At 62.4% G+C, this 16,158-nt stretch carries 16 protein-coding genes and 1 pseudogene; 9 read left to right on the forward strand and 8 right to left on the reverse strand.

The window, feature by feature from the left end; genetic code table 11:
* On the reverse strand, nucleotides 1–1,077 hold a 1,077-nt coding region (locus AC07XM_RS04625), incomplete at its 3' end, for an MFS transporter (RefSeq protein WP_102690318.1).
* A 118-nt stretch (nucleotides 1,078–1,195) separates the two neighbouring features.
* On the opposite strand from AC07XM_RS04625, the gene AC07XM_RS04630 reads away from it, so the two are divergent.
* Complete coding sequence (locus tag AC07XM_RS04630) at nucleotides 1,196–2,092, forward strand: LysR family transcriptional regulator (RefSeq protein WP_102689239.1); 897 nt, start codon at nucleotides 1,196–1,198, stop codon at nucleotides 2,090–2,092.
* Here AC07XM_RS04630 and AC07XM_RS04635 read toward each other — a convergent pair.
* On the reverse strand, nucleotides 2,073–2,993 hold the full coding sequence (locus AC07XM_RS04635) for a LysR substrate-binding domain-containing protein (RefSeq protein ID WP_016485963.1): 921 nt from the start codon (nucleotides 2,991–2,993) through the stop codon (nucleotides 2,073–2,075). The genes AC07XM_RS04630 and AC07XM_RS04635 overlap by 20 nt on opposite strands.
* A gap of 159 nt (nucleotides 2,994–3,152) precedes the next feature.
* Here AC07XM_RS04635 and AC07XM_RS04640 point away from each other — a divergent pair, with 159 nt between their 5' ends.
* From AC07XM_RS04640 to AC07XM_RS04670, 7 genes are all read left to right on the forward strand, one after another.
* The gene (locus AC07XM_RS04640; protein WP_016485962.1) at nucleotides 3,153–3,941 is read left to right on the forward strand and encodes a YqcI/YcgG family protein; all 789 of its coding nucleotides are present in this window, start codon (nucleotides 3,153–3,155) and stop codon (nucleotides 3,939–3,941) included.
* 2 nt (nucleotides 3,942–3,943) lie between these two features.
* Nucleotides 3,944–4,570 carry a LysE family translocator gene (locus tag AC07XM_RS04645; protein WP_102689229.1) on the forward strand — a complete coding sequence of 209 codons (627 nt, stop codon included), beginning with the start codon at nucleotides 3,944–3,946 and terminating at the stop codon, nucleotides 4,568–4,570.
* A gap of 39 nt (nucleotides 4,571–4,609) precedes the next feature.
* On the forward strand, nucleotides 4,610–5,692 hold the full coding sequence (locus tag AC07XM_RS04650; RefSeq protein WP_060518814.1) for a hypothetical protein: 1,083 nt from the start codon (nucleotides 4,610–4,612) through the stop codon (nucleotides 5,690–5,692).
* 138 nt (nucleotides 5,693–5,830) lie between these two features.
* Nucleotides 5,831–6,526 carry an SEL1-like repeat protein gene (locus tag AC07XM_RS04655; protein ID WP_016485959.1) on the forward strand — a complete coding sequence of 232 codons (696 nt, stop codon included), beginning with the start codon at nucleotides 5,831–5,833 and terminating at the stop codon, nucleotides 6,524–6,526.
* 264 nt (nucleotides 6,527–6,790) lie between these two features.
* Nucleotides 6,791–7,483, forward strand: a complete 693-nt coding sequence (locus AC07XM_RS04660) for an AzlC family ABC transporter permease (protein ID WP_024717703.1) — start codon at nucleotides 6,791–6,793, stop codon at nucleotides 7,481–7,483.
* Complete coding sequence (locus AC07XM_RS04665; protein WP_010953340.1) at nucleotides 7,480–7,794, forward strand: AzlD domain-containing protein; 315 nt, start codon at nucleotides 7,480–7,482, stop codon at nucleotides 7,792–7,794. The genes AC07XM_RS04660 and AC07XM_RS04665 overlap by 4 nt, the downstream gene beginning before the upstream one ends.
* Complete coding sequence (locus AC07XM_RS04670; protein ID WP_060518815.1) at nucleotides 7,791–8,636, forward strand: AraC family transcriptional regulator; 846 nt, start codon at nucleotides 7,791–7,793, stop codon at nucleotides 8,634–8,636. The genes AC07XM_RS04665 and AC07XM_RS04670 overlap by 4 nt, the downstream gene beginning before the upstream one ends.
* 47 nt (nucleotides 8,637–8,683) lie before the next feature.
* On the opposite strand, the pseudogene AC07XM_RS04675 reads toward AC07XM_RS04670, so the two are convergent.
* A pseudogene (locus AC07XM_RS04675) lies at nucleotides 8,684–9,900 on the reverse strand (MFS transporter).
* Between the two features lie 402 nt (nucleotides 9,901–10,302).
* On the opposite strand from AC07XM_RS04675, the gene AC07XM_RS04680 reads away from it, so the two are divergent.
* Nucleotides 10,303–10,530 carry a hypothetical protein gene (locus AC07XM_RS04680; protein ID WP_024717704.1) on the forward strand — a complete coding sequence of 76 codons (228 nt, stop codon included), beginning with the start codon at nucleotides 10,303–10,305 and terminating at the stop codon, nucleotides 10,528–10,530.
* A 123-nt stretch (nucleotides 10,531–10,653) separates the two neighbouring features.
* Here the strand turns inward: AC07XM_RS04680 and AC07XM_RS04685 are convergent, their stop codons facing one another.
* The 5 genes from AC07XM_RS04685 to AC07XM_RS04705 all read right to left on the reverse strand — a co-directional run bounded on the left by AC07XM_RS04685 (nucleotide 10,654) and on the right by AC07XM_RS04705 (nucleotide 16,152).
* The gene (locus AC07XM_RS04685; protein WP_016485955.1) at nucleotides 10,654–11,136 is read right to left on the reverse strand and encodes a copper chaperone PCu(A)C; all 483 of its coding nucleotides are present in this window, start codon (nucleotides 11,134–11,136) and stop codon (nucleotides 10,654–10,656) included.
* A complete protein-coding gene (locus AC07XM_RS04690; protein ID WP_102689230.1) occupies nucleotides 11,137–11,745 on the reverse strand; it encodes an SCO family protein in 609 nt (202 codons plus the stop codon).
* Nucleotides 11,746–11,966: 221 nt separating this feature from the next.
* Nucleotides 11,967–12,551, reverse strand: a complete 585-nt coding sequence (nfuA, locus tag AC07XM_RS04695; protein WP_012271640.1) for a Fe-S biogenesis protein NfuA — start codon at nucleotides 12,549–12,551, stop codon at nucleotides 11,967–11,969.
* Nucleotides 12,552–12,609: 58 nt separating this feature from the next.
* Nucleotides 12,610–13,644, reverse strand: a complete 1,035-nt coding sequence (locus AC07XM_RS04700) for an acyltransferase family protein (RefSeq protein ID WP_102689231.1) — start codon at nucleotides 13,642–13,644, stop codon at nucleotides 12,610–12,612.
* Nucleotides 13,645–13,851: 207 nt separating this feature from the next.
* Nucleotides 13,852–16,152 (reverse strand): fatty acid cis/trans isomerase, encoded by a 2,301-nt coding sequence (locus AC07XM_RS04705; protein WP_016485952.1) that lies wholly within the window; start codon nucleotides 16,150–16,152, stop codon nucleotides 13,852–13,854.
* Nucleotides 16,153–16,158 lie beyond the last annotated feature (6 nt).

Genomic DNA, 16,158 nt, shown 5'->3' on the forward strand with positions numbered 1-16,158 from the left:
CAACACGCCCCCCACGATCCCGCCCAGAGCGATAGCACTGTTCCACACGGTCACCAGCATCGACTGCGCCACATCTCCCCCCTCGCCCGCAGCATCGGCACAGGCGGTCTGCAGCAGGGTGGGTGCGCCACCGTAGGTCAGGCCCCACAGGGCGATGCTCAGGTACATCAACCACGACGACGCCTGCCCCAATGCCAGTGTGGCCAAGGCAAAACCGACCAGGCTGAGCAAGACCAGCGTGCGCAAATGCCGGTCGACCAGCAACCCCACCATGCCAATTCCGGCCAGAGCCGAAAGGCCAAACACCATCAGCACCGGGCCAATGTCGGCAGCCATGCCGGCCGCCGCCAGCAGCGGCACAATGTAGGTGTAGAGAATGTTGTGGCCAAGGATCCAGCTCAGGATCACCAGCAGCACGAGCAACACCCCCGGCGTGCGCAGCACCTGCTTGGCCGCCCGGCGGTTGCCGGCGGCATGCCCCGGGTACTCCGGCACCGAGCGCAGCACCCACACCACCAGCAGCAACGCCACCACGGTGACCACAACAAACGTTGCACGCCAGCCCAGCCCGGCGCCCAGCCAGGTGGCAATCGGCAGCCCGAGCGACAAGGCAATCGGCTGCCCGAGCATGGCCAACGCCATGGCCCGGCCCTGCTGTGCCACCGGCACCATGCGCCGGGCATGGCCAGCGATCAGGCCCCAGGCCAGCCCGGCGGCAGCGCCGGTGAAAAAGCGCAGGACCAAGGTCACGCTGTTGGACGTCGACAAGGCAGTCAGCCCGTTGAACAGCACAAAGCCGATGATCGCCAGCAACAGGGCCCGCCGGCGATACCAGCCCTGGGTCAGGGTCACCAGCGGGATTGCCGTCAGCAACGAGCCAAGCGCATAGGCCGTGACCCATTGCCCGGCCATGGCCTGGCTGATGTGCATGCCGTTGGCGATCTGGTCGAGCAAGCCCGCCGGCAAGGTTTCGCTGAGGATGGCGATAAAGCCGGTCATGGCCAGCGCCAGCAGCCCGCTGACGGGCAGGCGTTCGCGGCTGGCATCCAGCAGCAGGGGGGAGGATGTCTGTGACATTGCAAGTGCCTTGAGCAGGAAAACAAGGCGGACAGTCTGCAAGGGAAGCTTACAGCGGAAAAAGGTGGCTACAATGCCGCTCACCCCGGACACCCATGTCCGCAATCAGGAAAGCAGCATGGACAGCCTCAGCGGCTTCGTGGTCTTCAACCGGGTGGCCGAAACCCGCAGCTTCGTCGCCGCCGGCCAGTCGCTGGGTATCAGTGCCTCGGCCGTGGGCAAACGCGTTGCGCGCCTGGAAAGCCGCCTGGGTGTGCGCCTGTTCCACCGCAGCACACGCAGCATCACCCTCACCGCCGAAGGCACGCTGTTCCTCGAGCGCAGCCGGCGCATTCTGGCCGAAATCGAGGCCACCGAGCAGGCGCTGTCTCAGGCCAGCGTAAGCCCGCGTGGCCGCTTGCGCGTCAGCATGCCACAGGTCACAGCGCTGGTGATGCCGGCGCTGGCGGAGTTCATGGCGCTGTATCCGCAGGTGGAACTGGACCTGGACTTTTCCGACCGCATGGTGGATATCGTCGGCGAAGGCTTCGATGTGGTGATGCGCGGTGGGCAGCCGGTGGATTCGCGGCTCAACGCCAAATTCCTGGGGCACTTCCAGCACCGCCTGGTGGCCTCGCCCGAGTACCTGCACGAACGCGGCACACCCTTGCACCCGCGCGACCTGGCCGCGCATACCTGCCTGCATTATCGCTTCCCGAGCAATGGCAAGCTGGAAACCTGGCCGCTGCGCCAGGAGCACCCCGAACAAGCCTACGACATCCCCATCTCGATGGTTTGCAACCATGTCGAGACACGCGTCTGCTTTGCCTTGAACCACCGTGGCATCACCTGCCTGCCGGACTTCAACGTACGTCGCGAACTGGGCAACGGCTCACTGGTCAGCGTACTCGACAGCTTCATGGAGCGGCGTGGCAGTTTCTATCTGCTGTGGCCGTCCGGGCGGCAGGTGCCGCCGAAGTTACGGGTGTTCATCGATTTCATGCTTGAGCGGGTGTTCAACCGTACAGATAGTTGATGTCCTTGTGGGCCAGCGGTGGCACCTGGCCAAGCAGGAAGTCGCGCAGCTTGTGCATTTGCCGCGCTTTCGGGCTGGCCTTGAGCCAGGTCATGTAGTAACCGTCACCGGTGGCCACTGCATGCTTGAACGGCGTGGCCAGGCGCCCCGCCTGCAGGTCGGCACTGGCCAGCACCAGGTCGACCACCGAAATACCCAGGCCTTGCTGCGCAGCCGAAATACCTTGGTCGAGCGTATCGAACACCTGCCCCTGGTCGATGCTGATGTCCAGTGCGTCCATCCGCGCCAGCCAGCGCCGCCAGTCGCGCCGGTCGGGTGACGGGTGCAGAATTTCGCACTGGGCGAGGTCGGCCAAGGCCGGTTGGGCCTGTGGCATGTAATCGGGGTGGCACACCGGGATCAACCACTCATCGAACAGCTTGAAACTCTCGATATCGGCGGGGAAACGCCCGCTGGCCAACAGAATGGCGCAGTCGTAGGGCTCGGAATAGAAGTCCACGGTGTCGATGTCCATCCACACGCTGGACAGTTGCACGCTGCAGTTGTCCTCGGCCTTCTTGAACGCATCCAGCGCCCGCAACAGCCAGCGCACGGTGAGCGTGGAAGGCGCCTTCAAGCGCAGGCCGTAGCGGTCCTGGCGCAGCAATGCGCAAGCATTTTCGATGATCTTGAAGCCAACTTTCAGCTCTTGCGCCAGCAGGCGCCCGTGCTCGGTCAGGCTGAGTTTCGGGCCACGCCGTTCGAACAAGTCGCAGCCAAACAGGGCTTCCAGGGTCTTGATGTGATGGCTGACCGCCCCCTGGGTCAGGGCCAGTTCTTCCGCCGCACGGGTAAAAGAGCCATAGCGAGAGGCCACCTCGAAGGCACGCAGGGCGTGCAAGGCCTGAATCCGTTCCGACATGGCGGCGTCCCGAGCATGAATAAGACTAATAGTAGGTCACAGTTCCACGCGTTTTACAACGTCGAGAGCGTCTCGGAAAATGCAGGTAAATAATAAAGATAACCAAGATCCTGCCTGCATATGACTGGAACGTTCACTTAATTAACGCCTGGGGAAATCATGTTTACGGGATATGGAACTTGCTATCGCCTGGATGCGCTAGAGCTGGCCGTTGAACATGGATGCACTACGCAACACTGGACTTTCAAAACCATAGAACACTTTCGCAGTATTCTCGCCAACCCCGACTTCCCTTGCCTGTTCGGCCGCAAGGCGGTAAACGGCGAAACCTGCCACATACTCTTCGCCCGTGCCGAGCAACTCGCCGATGATATCGCCCAGGGTCTGGCCGACTACGTGCGCGCCATCGCCCCGATCACACCCAAGCAGCGCATCGGCAGCCCGCTGGTGGTGTTTCTCGAAACCGCCGCCGATTACACCCTGGCCGAACAGCAGGCACTGGCCTGGAAGGTGCTGCGTGGCGTGCATGCGCGCGACCCGCACCCATGGCCGCAGGGCATGCCGACCGACCCCGACGACAACGGCTGGTCGTTCTGCTATGCCGGCATGCCCTTGTTCATCAACATGAACTTCCCCGGCCACCAGCAGATGAAAAGCCGCAACCTGGGGCATCACATCACCTTCGTCATCAATCCACGGGCGAACTTCGACGAAGTGGCCAACGCCAGTACCGAAAGTGGCAAGCGAATCCGCGAGCGTATTCGCGAGCGCGTGCACCACTACAACGACGGCGTCATGCCTGACACCCTGGGTTTTTTCGGCGATGACGACAACTTCGAGTGGAAGCAGTACCAGTTGCAGGAGGCTGGCTCGCTCAACCCGTCACGCTGCCCGTTCCACGCACATGCCGCATACCCGGCGACACCCGACCTACTGATCGAGAACTGACCGTGAATACCGCACTCACCGCCACCTATGCCCTCACCGTCCTGCTGCTCATCGCCACCCCAGGCCCCGTAGTGGCACTGATCGTCAACACCGCGGCTGCATCCGGTTCGCGCAAGGCCATGTTCACTGCCGTTGGCACCAACTGGGCCTCACTGGTGCTGATCGGTGCCGCAGCCTGGATCATCCTCACCAGTGCCGCCATCGACAAGGCATGGCTCAGCACCATGAGCCTGCTGGGCTGCCTGTTCATCGGCTACATCGCCGTGGGCACTTTAAGAGATGTGCTGCAGGCGCCGGCCCCGGACGCGACGAGCGAGGCACCCAAAACCGCGCGTGGCGGGCTGCTGCAAGGCTTCATGGTGGGCATTTCCAACCCCAAGGACATCATTTTCTTCATTGCCTTCTTCCCCCAGTTCATCCAGATCACCGAGTCATTCGGCAAAAGCATGGTGGTGTTGTCGCTGCTGTGGGTGGCCATCGATTTCGCCGTGCTCAGCCTGTACATCTTCGCCATCGGCAAGATCGCTTCGCAGCGCAGCAACCGGGTGATCAGCCTGGCTTCGGGCGTTGCCCTGCTGCTGATTGCCGCTGGCGGCCTGCTGTACAACCTCAACGAACTGGCGGCCTGAAGCGGATGCGAAACGCCCGGTGCAACAGAAGGAAAGACCATGACAGCGACTGATACAGGCCCGTCTCCTTCACCGTTGCAGCAGGACTACCAACGCTTTCTGCTGTTGGGCAGCCGCCGTGCGCCGCACACTGTGCACGTGCATGAAACCGGCTACCGGTCCGGAACCATCAACACTGATGCCCTTGGCCTGCGCTACAGCCACTTTGCCGGCAAGCGTTTTTCGGCGGCAGAACGCGGCGGCGCCTCACGTATCAACCTGCTGGTCGGCGGCTCGACCGCCCTGGGTATCGGCGCCAGCTCCGACGAGCACACGGTGGCCTCGCACCTGTCGGCCCTTACCGGCGAGGTGTGGCTGAGCCTGGCCGGTTGCGGTCTCAATGCTGGCCAGGAACTACTGATGTTCCTGACTCACCAGCACCGCCTTGGCCAACTCGGCCACGTGGTGGTGCTCAGTGGCCTCAACAGCCTGGCCCATGAAGCGCTGTGCGAAGTCCTCGCCAGCCCCAACGACCCACAGCACGCCAAGGCCTACCAGGCCTTTCTCAACAGCTTCAGCGAAGGCATGCAGCCTGCCGCACCACCCCGCCGGCAGTCACTGTGGCGGCGCATCGGCCAGGCCCTGACCACACCTGCGACCGCCCCCCCGGCCTTCTGGCCGCTGTCACCCCCGGAGAAGCGCTTGGCTCGCGCGGCCGACAGCATTGGCCGGACCTTGCGTCAGTGGGACAGGTTGCTGGCAGACAGCCATGCCACCCTCACCTTCATCCTGCAGCCGCTGCTGCCCTGGTGTCGGGACACCTTGCCCGTTGGTGAGCAAGCCATGTTGGCCGCGCTGGAGCAACAACCGGCGAACTTCGACCGGCTGCTCGACGGCGCATTCGATAGCCAGTTGCACTCGGCCTTTTTCCGCCGTATCAAAAGCCAGGCCGACCCAGTGCCCTGCTACGACATGAACAGCATGCTCAGCAGCTCGCCGGTGTTCGGCGCGGACCTGTTCATCGACCGCCTGCACCTGAACGACCTGGGTAACAACGCCCTGGCCAAAGTGATTACCGCAAAGCTTGGCCTCGCCCAGGAAAAACACGCTCAACGCAAGGTCACACCGATCAAGCTCGTCTGACAGTTGCCGAGTGGTCTTCCGGCCACCCCCCTTGGGTGGCTAGAATAGGCCGTCGTTCCGATTTTCCCGAGGCGTACGCTTGACCGCTATTAACATCGAAGCCGCCCCTCCTTGCATGGCCGTCCACGGGGCTTGCCTGTGAGCCGCACGCGACGCCTGACCCCGCTGTTGGTCGCCCTGATGCCGCTGGCTGCGCACGCGCTGGAGGTGAGCATCGACCCTCACGCCGACCTGCTCTACCGCCAGGCCTTGCCGCTGCTGGAGCAGGCCGATCGTCAGGGCGACGATACCAGCACCCTGCGTACCGCCCTGGGCAGCGACCCCGAGCTCAGCCGCCAGGGCCAAGCCATGGCCCACACGCTGCCGACAGCGGTTGCCCTGTTGAAAAAGTCGGTAGAGCTGGGCCACCCGGTTGCGCAGTACCGCCTGGCGCTGTACTACATGACTTATCTGCCCGCCACGCAAATACCGGATGCCGCCTGCCCGTTGCTCGAAGCCAGTCTCAAGCAGGGTTTTGCTGCACCCGCGCCAGCGATCGCTACCTGGTGCCGGCCCTACAACACCAGCAGCGAGTACCGTGCAGCGCTGGAAGCCATCCCCAGCATGGCCACCGTGTACGCCCCTTACTACCCGCAGCCAGCCACCCGCCTGACCTGCAGCCGCAGCCAGCCTCAAGGTCTCGAAATGCTCTGGGGCCGGCAGCGCGACTACCAGGCCGAGGTGTACCGCCTGCTCGGCGACCTGGACCCACCGCACCGTCTGAGCCTGCTGCAGAAAGCCGTGGACATCAACGGCTGCGTGACAGCGCAACAGCACCTGACCAGCCGCCCGTGATCCTCTGCCAGACGCGGTCCCTGTTGGGCAACTGTCTCACTCAAACTTTGTATTCCGCGCGATCACTGTAGGCGCAGCCTTGTGCTGCGAAGAGGCCGGTAAGGCTAAAGATTGTTTTCGGCTGCAATGACCTCTTCGCAGCACAAGGCTGCTCCTACAGGGCTTGTGGTTGCCTTGAAATCAAACCCGATCAGCAAGATCGTTCAAGCCATCCCCCGCCCCGTCTGGCATGCTGATCTGCCTCGTACACGCGTTGCAGCCATCATGCCCCACATCGCTCGCCAAGCCTTCCTCCACGGCGCTATCGCCATCATGCCGCTGTCCCTGGCCGTCGCCCCCTGGGGCCTGCTGGCCGGTTCCATGGCCATCGAGGCCAACCTCAGTGCCTGGCAGGGGCAAGGGCTATCGGCCATCGTCTTCGCCGGTGCCGCGCAATTGGTCGCCATTGGTATGCTCAAGGGCGGCGCCAACCTGGCGTCGATCCTGCTCACCACCCTGCTGCTGACCTCGCAGCACCTGCTGTATGGCCTGTCGATGCGCCCGGTGCTGTCCAGCCAGCCATTGCGCTGGCGGTTGGGCCTGGGCTTTCTGCTGACCGACGAATTCTTCGCGTTGACCAGCCAGTACGACCAGCAGCAATTCAACCGCTGGTACGCCTTGGGGGTAGGCCTGACGTTCTACGTCGCCTGGAACCTGTTCACCCTGGCCGGTATCCTGCTGGGCCAGAACATTCCCCACCTGGACCAACTCGGCCTGGACTTTTCCATCGTCGCCACCTTCGTCGCCCTGATTGCACCGCTGGTGCGCAACCTGCCGACCGTGGTGTGCGTCGCCGTGTCGCTGTTCTGCTCGGTCCTGTTCAGCCACTGGCATTGGGAAACCGCCCTGGTGGTCGCAGGCCTGCTGGGCATGAGCGCCGGGTTCATCTGCCAGAAATTTGCCGGAGCCCGAGCATGACCTGGATCCTGATTTTCGCCATGGGCGCCATTGTGTTCCTCAACCGCTACGCGTTCCTGGAGCCACGGCTCCCCTTGCGGCTGAGCTCCAACGCCCGGCAGTTCCTCGGCTTTGCCGTGCCGGGCATGCTCACTGCCATCTGCGGCCCGATCATCTTCATGCCCGACCACCAGCTCAACCTGAGCCTGCTCAACCCCTACCTGCTGGGTTCTCTGGTGGCCATCGCCCTGGTACTGTTGACCCGCAGCGTGTTGCTGAGCATGCTGGTGAGCATGTTGATCTTCTTCCTTCTACGCAGCTGGCTGGCATGAACCCGCCCCTGCGCGAACAGACACACCTCTGGCAAGCGCCGGCCCTGGGCGACGTCGAGATGCTGCACGCGCGCTACGTCCAGCAGCGGTTCGCCCCGCATGTGCATGAAGGCTATGTATTCACCGTGATCGAATCCGGCGCCCAGCGCTTCTGGCACCGGGGCAGTGAGCACCTGGCGCCGGTCGGCAGCATGGTGCTGATCAACCCCGACGAGCTGCATACCGGCGCCACCGCCCATGAGGCAGGCTGGCGTTATCGCGGCTTCTACCCCGAGCACGAGCGGGTCACCTGTGTACTGGACGAACTGGAACTGGGCCGCCACGGCATGCCCAGCTTCAAGGACAGCGTGATCCACGACCCGGCCCTGGCCATCGCCTTCAGCCAACTCCATCAGTTGTCCGAAAACGGCGCCAGCGCCCTGCAGCAACAGACCGCCTGGCGCCAGGCGGTACTGGCCCTGGTGCAGCGGCACGGGCAATGCGCCGAACCCTCGGCCCCCGGCCACGAACCCCTGGCCGTGGCCCGCGCCCGCGAACTGCTGGAAAGCCAATTGGCCGACCCGCCCTCGCTCGAAGCGCTGGCGGCAGCCGTCAACCTGTCGCCCTTCCACTTCGCCCGGGTGTTTCGCCAGGCCACCGGCCAGCCGCCGCACGCCTGGCTGAAGCAGCGGCGCCTGGTCCGCGCCCGGGAAATGCTGAAGAGCGGCCTGGCCGCTTCGGAGGTGGCGTTCGACCTTGGCTTTGCCGACCAGAGCCATTTGAGCCGGCAGTTCAAGCAGGCCTACGGGGTGACACCAGGGGCGTATCGGCAGGCATGCGCTCACTCGGCATTACCCGCCTGACGCCCTGCAACTCAAGCTTGCCCCATGCGCCAACATCGCGCGTCGGGCTATTCACGATGGTCGCCATCAAGGGAATGTGCTTTCAGGTTCCAGCGCACTGGCGCGATGAACAGCATGAGCGTCATCCAGATCAAGGTGGCCGGCCCCGCAAGCACAAAGACCAGGCTGGCAACCAGCCCTGAAGCGGCGTCACCAATGACAGCGGTGAAGTAATGGAGGGAAAAATTTCTGCCAACTTCCTGCTCGTTCGACAAGCACTGGATGTTGGTCACGATCGCGATGTCGACAAATGCCCCCATGAAGCCGACCATGAACAAGAACAGCAGAAACAGCCAGCTGTTGAATTGCAGTGCCACGGCTGCAGCAAAAAACAGTGCGCCGTACAGCACCCAGTAACGCACCACCAGTCGTGCGGTTGTGCGCGGGTTGAAGCGTGTGTAGAGCATGCCACCCAATACGGTGCCTGCAGCAAGCAGTGAAAATACGTAACCCACCGCCGCTTCAGAGGCGAAGTGTTCCAGCACTGACGCAGGAAGAATGAAGCGAATCACCGACGTGGCGAACATCGCACAGAGCGTGGTGCAGCCAATAACAGCAAACAAAGGCGCATTGCTGACCCTGAGCTGACTTACACTGCGCGCCGCATCCCGGACAATGGCGCGCCCATCGAATACCTGCCGGACGCCCTGCCTGGCAGGCCCAAGGGTAGCGATGGAAATGGCCGACAACACCAGGCACGCCGCAAAGAACAGGAAGGTTGCTTCGCGAGACAGCAGTAACACACATGCCGAAAACACCAGAGGCCCGATAATCGAGGCAGCATCCTCGATCACCTGAATACCGCTGTTGACCGAGGCCAGCTGTTGCTTTGCGACAAGTTCGGGAAAGTACGCGCGAAACGCAGGCACATAAAGGCATTCGAGCGCTGTCATCACATCGCAAGGCCGACCAGGACCGGTAACACGGGTGAGGACAAGCTGAACAAGGTAAAGAAGGCAAGTGCCAGCAGGCCTTTGGCCGCCTCTACCGCCAAAAGTATTCGTTTCTTGTCGGCGCTATCTGCCAGCCAACCGCCCAAGGGTGAACACACCATGCTCGGCAAGTAGCGGAAGAAATAGGCGATGCCAATCAAAAGCAGATCCGCCTCGGTCATGGACACGATTGCCACAGCAAACGCAGCTTCGAACGCAAACTCACCACATTTGGAAAAGCAATAGCCCACCGCCAGAGAACGTGTTCCGGGGTTACGACTCAACGCCTGCATCATGGCTGTATTCCTGAGCCAGCGGTTTAGGTCGGCTGAATTTAGAGTTCATTCAACACCGGGCTCAACGCTAAAGTTGTAACCATTGCGGCACGGCCAGCGCAGGAAAATTCAGGCTTGGAATATTCCTACACCCATTAATTAATGCCGAAAGCAGGCCTACCCCTTGCAAAACTGCATCGCAGAACTATTCAGCACACCTGATCAAGCAGTGCAGGTTGGTACCGCATGCGGAGTGGTGGCAACGGTTTAAACATTGCGTTTATCCGCCCAAAATAGTAACTCGATGTTACTTGGGCAACGGAGCGGCCATTTTTCCGCGTTTTCGCCATGTCCTCCAGAGGCAGCAGGAGCCCCGCCAACCCTCTGCTACACTGACAAGGCTGAATGGAGGATCCTGCCATGTCCGAAAGAGAGCTCACCACCCTCCTGTCGCTGATGAACCAGCGCCAGGCCTGCCTGAACAGCGCCTGCAAGGAGATTGCCGACTGGATCGACCGGCAGGGCGATGTGCCCGCCGCCGGCAAGATCCGCGCCAGCCTGAAGGCACTGGAGGCCGATGAGGCCCAGGTTCGAAAGACCCTGACCTCGCTGACACTCGACAGGCCGCTGCCCAAGTTTCGCAGCTGATTGAACCAGGGGCCGCCGTGGGAGCGAGCTTGCCCCGCGAAGGAGACAACGCGGTGAATGGCACCGGCTTTGCCGGTGTTCGCGGGGCAAGCCCGCTCCCACAGGCTGCCCCGTTCAACGTTATCAGTGCTTCATGTGCATGTGGTCATGCCCACCGCCGGCCTCGGCGTTGAGCGGACGCACTTCGGCCTGCACGTCGAGGGTTTCCTTGGCCCCTTTGGCATCCTCGATGGTAAGGGTCAGCGGCACTTTATCGCCTTCCTTCACCTGTTCGTTCAGGCCCATCAGCATCACATGCAGGCCATTGGGGTCCAGGGTCACGGCCTTGCCGGCCGGCAACTCGACAGCCTTCACCTCACGCATGCCCATCACGTCGCCGTTCATGGTCATTTCGTGCACCTGCACGGTCTTGGCCACGGGCGAAGCCACGCTCACCAGCTTGCTGTCGCTGCTGGCGGTCAGGGTCATGAAGGCACCGGTGGACTGCTGGTGCGGCACGCTGGCACGGACCCAGGCATCGCTCACGGTAGTCTGGGCCAGGGCCGGCAGGGCCAGACCCATCAGTGCCAGGGCAGCCAGGCCGCGTTTGATCGGTTGCATCGACATTCAGCAGATCTCCATCAGGGTAACCAGGTCTTCGGCGCATTCCTTGGCATTCAGGGAATGGCCCAGGCTCAGGCGCAGGGTGCCACGCGTATCGTAGACGTAGCTGGTGGACGAGTGAGAAATCGTATAGGTGTCACCGGCCGGGACCTTCTCGTAGAACACCTTGAACTCCTTGGCCACTGCGGCGATATCTTCCGGGGTGCCGGTGAGCGCGGTGAACGTGGGGTCAAAGGCCTTGACGTAGGCATCGAGCACCTCGGGGGTGTCGCGCTCCGGGTCCAGGGTGATGAACACTACCTGGAACAGGTCGCGGTCACGACCGCGCAGCAGGTTGCGGATTTGTGCCGCGCGCGCCAGGGTGGTCGGGCAAACCGCCGGGCATTGGGTGAACCCGAAGAAGATCATCGGCATGCTGCCGTAGAAGCTCGACAGGGTGCGCACGTTACCTTGCGGGTCTTTGAGGCTGAACTTGCGCCCGAGGATTTCGTTGCTCATGTTCTTGCCGTACTTGAACTCGAGCCCCCGGGCCGGGCTGCAGCCTGCCAGCAGGCCAAGCCCGAGAACGCCCATCCCGGCGACAACGGCGCGCCGGGTGTATAGATCATTCATGAAACCATCCTTTACAGGGAAGGTGCCGACCCTCGGGACGGGCCGGCTGAAAAACCGGGGCATTCTGGCATGACACCCCAAGGGGTTCTACCCGACGAAGGCGGGGATGGCCTGCAGCCCTTTGAAACCGGGCTGCGGCCTGTTGTCGCAGGGGTTGAAACCGTAACAGTTTGTTGCTAAGAGAGCCGCATTTACGCGAACCCTACAGGAGCGCGTCGACGTCAGTAGTAGGCGTTCTCTTTCTGGGTGTGGTCAGTCACGTCACGCACGCCCTTGAGCTCCGGAATACGCTCGAGCAGGGTGCGCTCGATGCCTTCCTTCAGGGTGACATCTGCCTGGCCACAACCCTGGCAGCCGCCACCGAACTGCAGCACGGCAATGCCATCGTCGACCACATCCACCAAACTGACCTGACCACCGTGGCTGGCCAGCCCGGGGTTGATCTCGGTCTGCAGGTAATAGTTGATACGCTCGTTGATCGGGCTGTCTTCGTTGACCATCGGCACCTTGGCGTTAGGCGCCTTGATGGTCAGCTGGCCACCCATGCGGTCGGTGGCGTAGTCGACCAGTGCGTCTTCCAGGAACGGCACGCTGACTGCGTCCAGGTAAGCGGTGAAGCTCTTCAGACCCACGGCGGTGTCGTCAGGCTTCTCTTCGCCCGGCTTGCAGTAGGCAATGCACGTCTCTGCGTACTGGGTGCCAGGCTGGGTGATAAAAATGCGAATGCCGATGCCAGGCGTATTCTGCTTGGAAAGCAGATCGGCCAGGTAATCATGGGCGGCGTCGGTAATGGTTATAGCGCTCATGTAGGTTCCTCACAGACTTGCGGCCAAGTGTACGCCAACCCGGCCCTTGAACAAAGTCCTAGTAATTGACTCGGGAAAGCGCATATTCACGGGATGGCCCCCGTGGCGCCGCCAGCCAGGCCTGCATGCGCCGGTACAGGCCGCGCTCCAGCCACCGGTAGCTGAACCACGACATTAGTCCAATGGACGGCACGCACAGGGCAAATACCAGATACGGGTTCAGATGCAGGCGCTGGCTGGCGAACCAGCCGGCATACAGCACCAGGACATGGATCAGGTACACCGAGTACGAACAATCGCCAAGGGCCTTGAGCAGCCGATTGCCTTGGAACAGTGGCTCCAGGGCCACAAAGACCAGCACGATCATCGCACTTGGCACCCCCCAATGCAGCAAGCGCTGGGAAGCGTCCAGGTGGTAGATCGCCAGGCTGGCCACGCCCAGCAAAGCCAGCGGCAACCACCTGCCCTGGCGGATCATCCCGCGACGGTACAGCACGCCCACACCGATGCCGAGCAGGAACTCGTAGATGATGTCGTTGTTGTAGAAGCGGCTGACCACACCCATGCGCCCCAGTACCTCGCTGACCAGTAGCAGAGCAACGGTAACCAACAGCAAGTGATGCCGTTGGCGTACCAGGAAGGCCAGGCCGAAAAGCAGGTAGAAAAACATCTCGAAGTTCAGCGTCCAGCCCACGTTCAGGGTCGGGTACAGGCCATAGCCTCCGGGGTTCTCCGCCGGGATGAACAACATTGACAAGAGCAGGTGATGCCAGGCGAATTCCTGATGTGGCATCCATTGGCTGAAGGCCAGCAGCAACGCGGCCATCAATGCGGTGTAGAACCAGTAGGCAGGAACAATACGCAGTACCCGATTGAGCAGGAACTGGCGCGGTTCGATGGTTTTGTCGCGGGTCGACAGGTAGATGACCAGCCCGCTGATGACGAAGAAGATGTCGACCCCCACGGCGCCACGGTCGGTGAGCAGTTGGCCGATGGGGCCGGTGGCGTGGAAGTCGAAGAAGATCTGCATGAAATGGTGGCAGACCACCACCCAGGCGGCGAACGCCCGCAGTGCCTGAAGCGAATACAGCATGAAATACCCTGCGCTTGCCGGTGTATTGAGGCCTTCGGGAGCGCTTTGCGCTCCATCGCCGGCACGCCAGCTCCCACAAAAACCGCGCACGCCTGAGCACTACGCAGGCCTGTGGGAGCTGGCTTGCCGGCGATTGGGCTGCATAGCAGCCCCCGGACCACCCACCATTTCCGACCGCAGGGTACCCGGAAAGGTCAGCCTACCCGATCAGAGGTTCTCATAGCGGTTCATGTCCAGCACACCCGCCTCGACCGGCGTGGTCTCCTTGATGAAGCTGTTCAGGTCATGGAAGTAGCGCCAGAACTCAGGGTGACTGCGGCGCACTCCCCAGCGCATGACGATGCGCTCGAACCTGGCTGCATCGTCTTTCGCATATTCCAGGTCCTCGACAAACTCCGCCACATCCTTGGTCGGCACGTTGAAGATGAAGTTGGGATAGCTGCTGAGCACGCCCGGGTACAGGGTCAGGGTATCCAACCCGGGCTGGTAGCGGTACGCCTCACCCAACAGGAACGCCACGTTGCTGTGCGCGCGGTTGCGCAGCAGGCTGTACACCTGGCGCTGGCCGCCCTGCCCTTCGATGCGCAGCATGGTCGCTTCGGGCAACTGGTTGATCACCTTCAGCCCCGCAGCCGGGCGCGACACCAGGCGGCTGAGCGACTGCTCGGCATTGCGGAACTCTTCGCTCACCTGCGGCCGTGAGCAGAAGGCGCCCTGGCAGCGGTTTATCGGGTCGGGCGCAGCATTCAGGCTGCCGGTGCGCTGCAGCAGTTTCAGGCCAAAATCGCGCTTGGGGTTACGCGCGTCCAGCGAGATGCCACTGGGCGTGTCGGTGTCGATGTCTTCATAATCCATCCACATCTTCACCTTGCCGCTGTTCTGGTACCAGTCGCCGAGGATGTCCTTGCGCTTTTCGGCCGGCATCAGGCGCAAGAAGTTGACTTCGGCGCCATTGCGGATCAAGTCAAAATAAAGGCGCGTCTGCAACTGGTGCGAAACATTGCCGTACACATCGAAGTTGACCGCCAGCTGGTAGTAGGTGCGCTCGAACAGCGGGTAGTCGAACAACCACATGGTCAGCGGCACATCACCGATCAGGCCCTTGGTCACCGAGGCACTGTCGAAATGGCGGAAGATACTGAGCAGCGCGTTGTCGTTACCGGCCCACAGCGTCGACCACCCTGGCGCCGGCATGTCGGCATAGGCGTCGCGACGCAGCTTTTCGTACTCGTTGCGCTTGTCGCGGTAGGCGTGCCACAGGCTCAGCACGCTGCCCACATCATCGATCTGCCCAGGCATGGCCAGCAGCGGGGTGGCCTCGCCACGGTACTTGGCATCCGTGATGTAGCGGTCGAAGGCGGGCTCCTGGAACAGTGCCCAGAAGTTGTCGCGGATCACGTCGGTAGCAATCTGCCCGCGGCACACCGGGCCACGGATGAACGTACGCACGAAGTACTCGGCGTTATCCAGCATGAACTGGTAGCGCGCCACTGCCGGGATTGCCTCGAACGTTTCAAACGGGTTGGCGCGGTGACGCGGGCCGTAGCCTGGCAGCGCGGTAGCATGCCAGTCACCGGCGTAGAACAGCTGCTTCACCCGCTTGAGCTTCTGCGGCCCCATCGGGTAGGTGATGTGCGTCTTGTGCACGATCACGCCCTGCACCGGGATCAGGCGGTAATAGAAGTCGGTGCCGGGTGGGTCGTTGGGGCGACGCGTGGCAATGATGTCGGCCGGCTGGCCGCTGGGCGTGCGTGACCGCACCCACTGGAAGAAGTGGCCCTGCTCGCCGCCGACGAAGTAGATGTGCGCCAGGAACAGGTGCTCGTAAAGCCAGCGGCCGACCAGGGCCTCGGTGGAACCCGGGCGGTTGAGCAGTTCTTCCCACTCGGCGATCTGCCTGGCTTCGGTTTCGCTTGGCTTGATCGGTTGATACTCAACAGGCGCCCCGGCCGCCAGCCAGCGGCGCATGGTGTCGTATTCCTTGTCGGTCAGCCCGGTAACGGCCAAGGGCATGCCCTCCTTGGGATGGGCACCGGCATAGGCGTCGAACTCATGGGGCAACGGGCACATGTTGTTGCGGCTCAGGCCCAGCACAATGTCCTCGGGCAGTTTGGCATTGGGCGTGAGTGGGGTCTTGTGCCCCAGCTCCAGCATGCGCGCCATCAGCGCGGCCTGGCTGCCCTGGTTGTCGAGCACCGAGTAAAAGCCTTTCTTGCGCCATTGCTCCTCGCTATGGGCGTCGTAGAACAGCCGCGTGGTAGGCACCGCCTTGCTGCGGTCGCCCTCGTAAACCGGGACCTTGCTGGCACCGCGTACCGCGCCTTCCGGGCTTTCCAGCTTCAGCTGGCAGGCGGCGTCGTTGCAGGCGTGGCAGGCCACGCATTTCTCGGTGAAGATCGGCTGAATGTCCCGGGTATAGGAAATGGCCGGGCTCGACTGGGGGGCTTGCCCGAACACCACGCTGCTGATGAGCAGAGCGAAGGCGCCGGCAAGAATACGATGCACCATGTGCGA

The sequence above is a fragment of the Pseudomonas sp. GW460-LB5 genome (assembly GCF_059423245.1).

Coding starts and splice junctions, on each gene's coding strand:
- AC07XM_RS04685 (WP_016485955.1), bottom strand. CDS start 11,136: ATGTCGATGCAACCGATCAAACGCGGCCTGGCTGCCCTGGCACTGATG.
- AC07XM_RS04635 (WP_016485963.1), bottom strand. CDS start 2,993: ATGTCGGAACGGATTCAGGCCTTGCACGCCCTGCGTGCCTTCGAGGTG.
- AC07XM_RS04665 (WP_010953340.1), top strand. CDS start 7,480: ATGACCTGGATCCTGATTTTCGCCATGGGCGCCATTGTGTTCCTCAAC.
- AC07XM_RS04670 (WP_060518815.1), top strand. CDS start 7,791: ATGAACCCGCCCCTGCGCGAACAGACACACCTCTGGCAAGCGCCGGCC.
- AC07XM_RS04700 (WP_102689231.1), bottom strand. CDS start 13,644: ATGCTGTATTCGCTTCAGGCACTGCGGGCGTTCGCCGCCTGGGTGGTG.
- AC07XM_RS04650 (WP_060518814.1), top strand. CDS start 4,610: ATGACAGCGACTGATACAGGCCCGTCTCCTTCACCGTTGCAGCAGGAC.
- AC07XM_RS04680 (WP_024717704.1), top strand. CDS start 10,303: ATGTCCGAAAGAGAGCTCACCACCCTCCTGTCGCTGATGAACCAGCGC.
- nfuA (WP_012271640.1), bottom strand. CDS start 12,551: ATGAGCGCTATAACCATTACCGACGCCGCCCATGATTACCTGGCCGAT.
- AC07XM_RS04660 (WP_024717703.1), top strand. CDS start 6,791: ATGCCCCACATCGCTCGCCAAGCCTTCCTCCACGGCGCTATCGCCATC.
- AC07XM_RS04640 (WP_016485962.1), top strand. CDS start 3,153: ATGTTTACGGGATATGGAACTTGCTATCGCCTGGATGCGCTAGAGCTG.
- AC07XM_RS04690 (WP_102689230.1), bottom strand. CDS start 11,745: ATGAATGATCTATACACCCGGCGCGCCGTTGTCGCCGGGATGGGCGTT.
- AC07XM_RS04630 (WP_102689239.1), top strand. CDS start 1,196: ATGGACAGCCTCAGCGGCTTCGTGGTCTTCAACCGGGTGGCCGAAACC.
- AC07XM_RS04705 (WP_016485952.1), bottom strand. CDS start 16,152: ATGGTGCATCGTATTCTTGCCGGCGCCTTCGCTCTGCTCATCAGCAGC.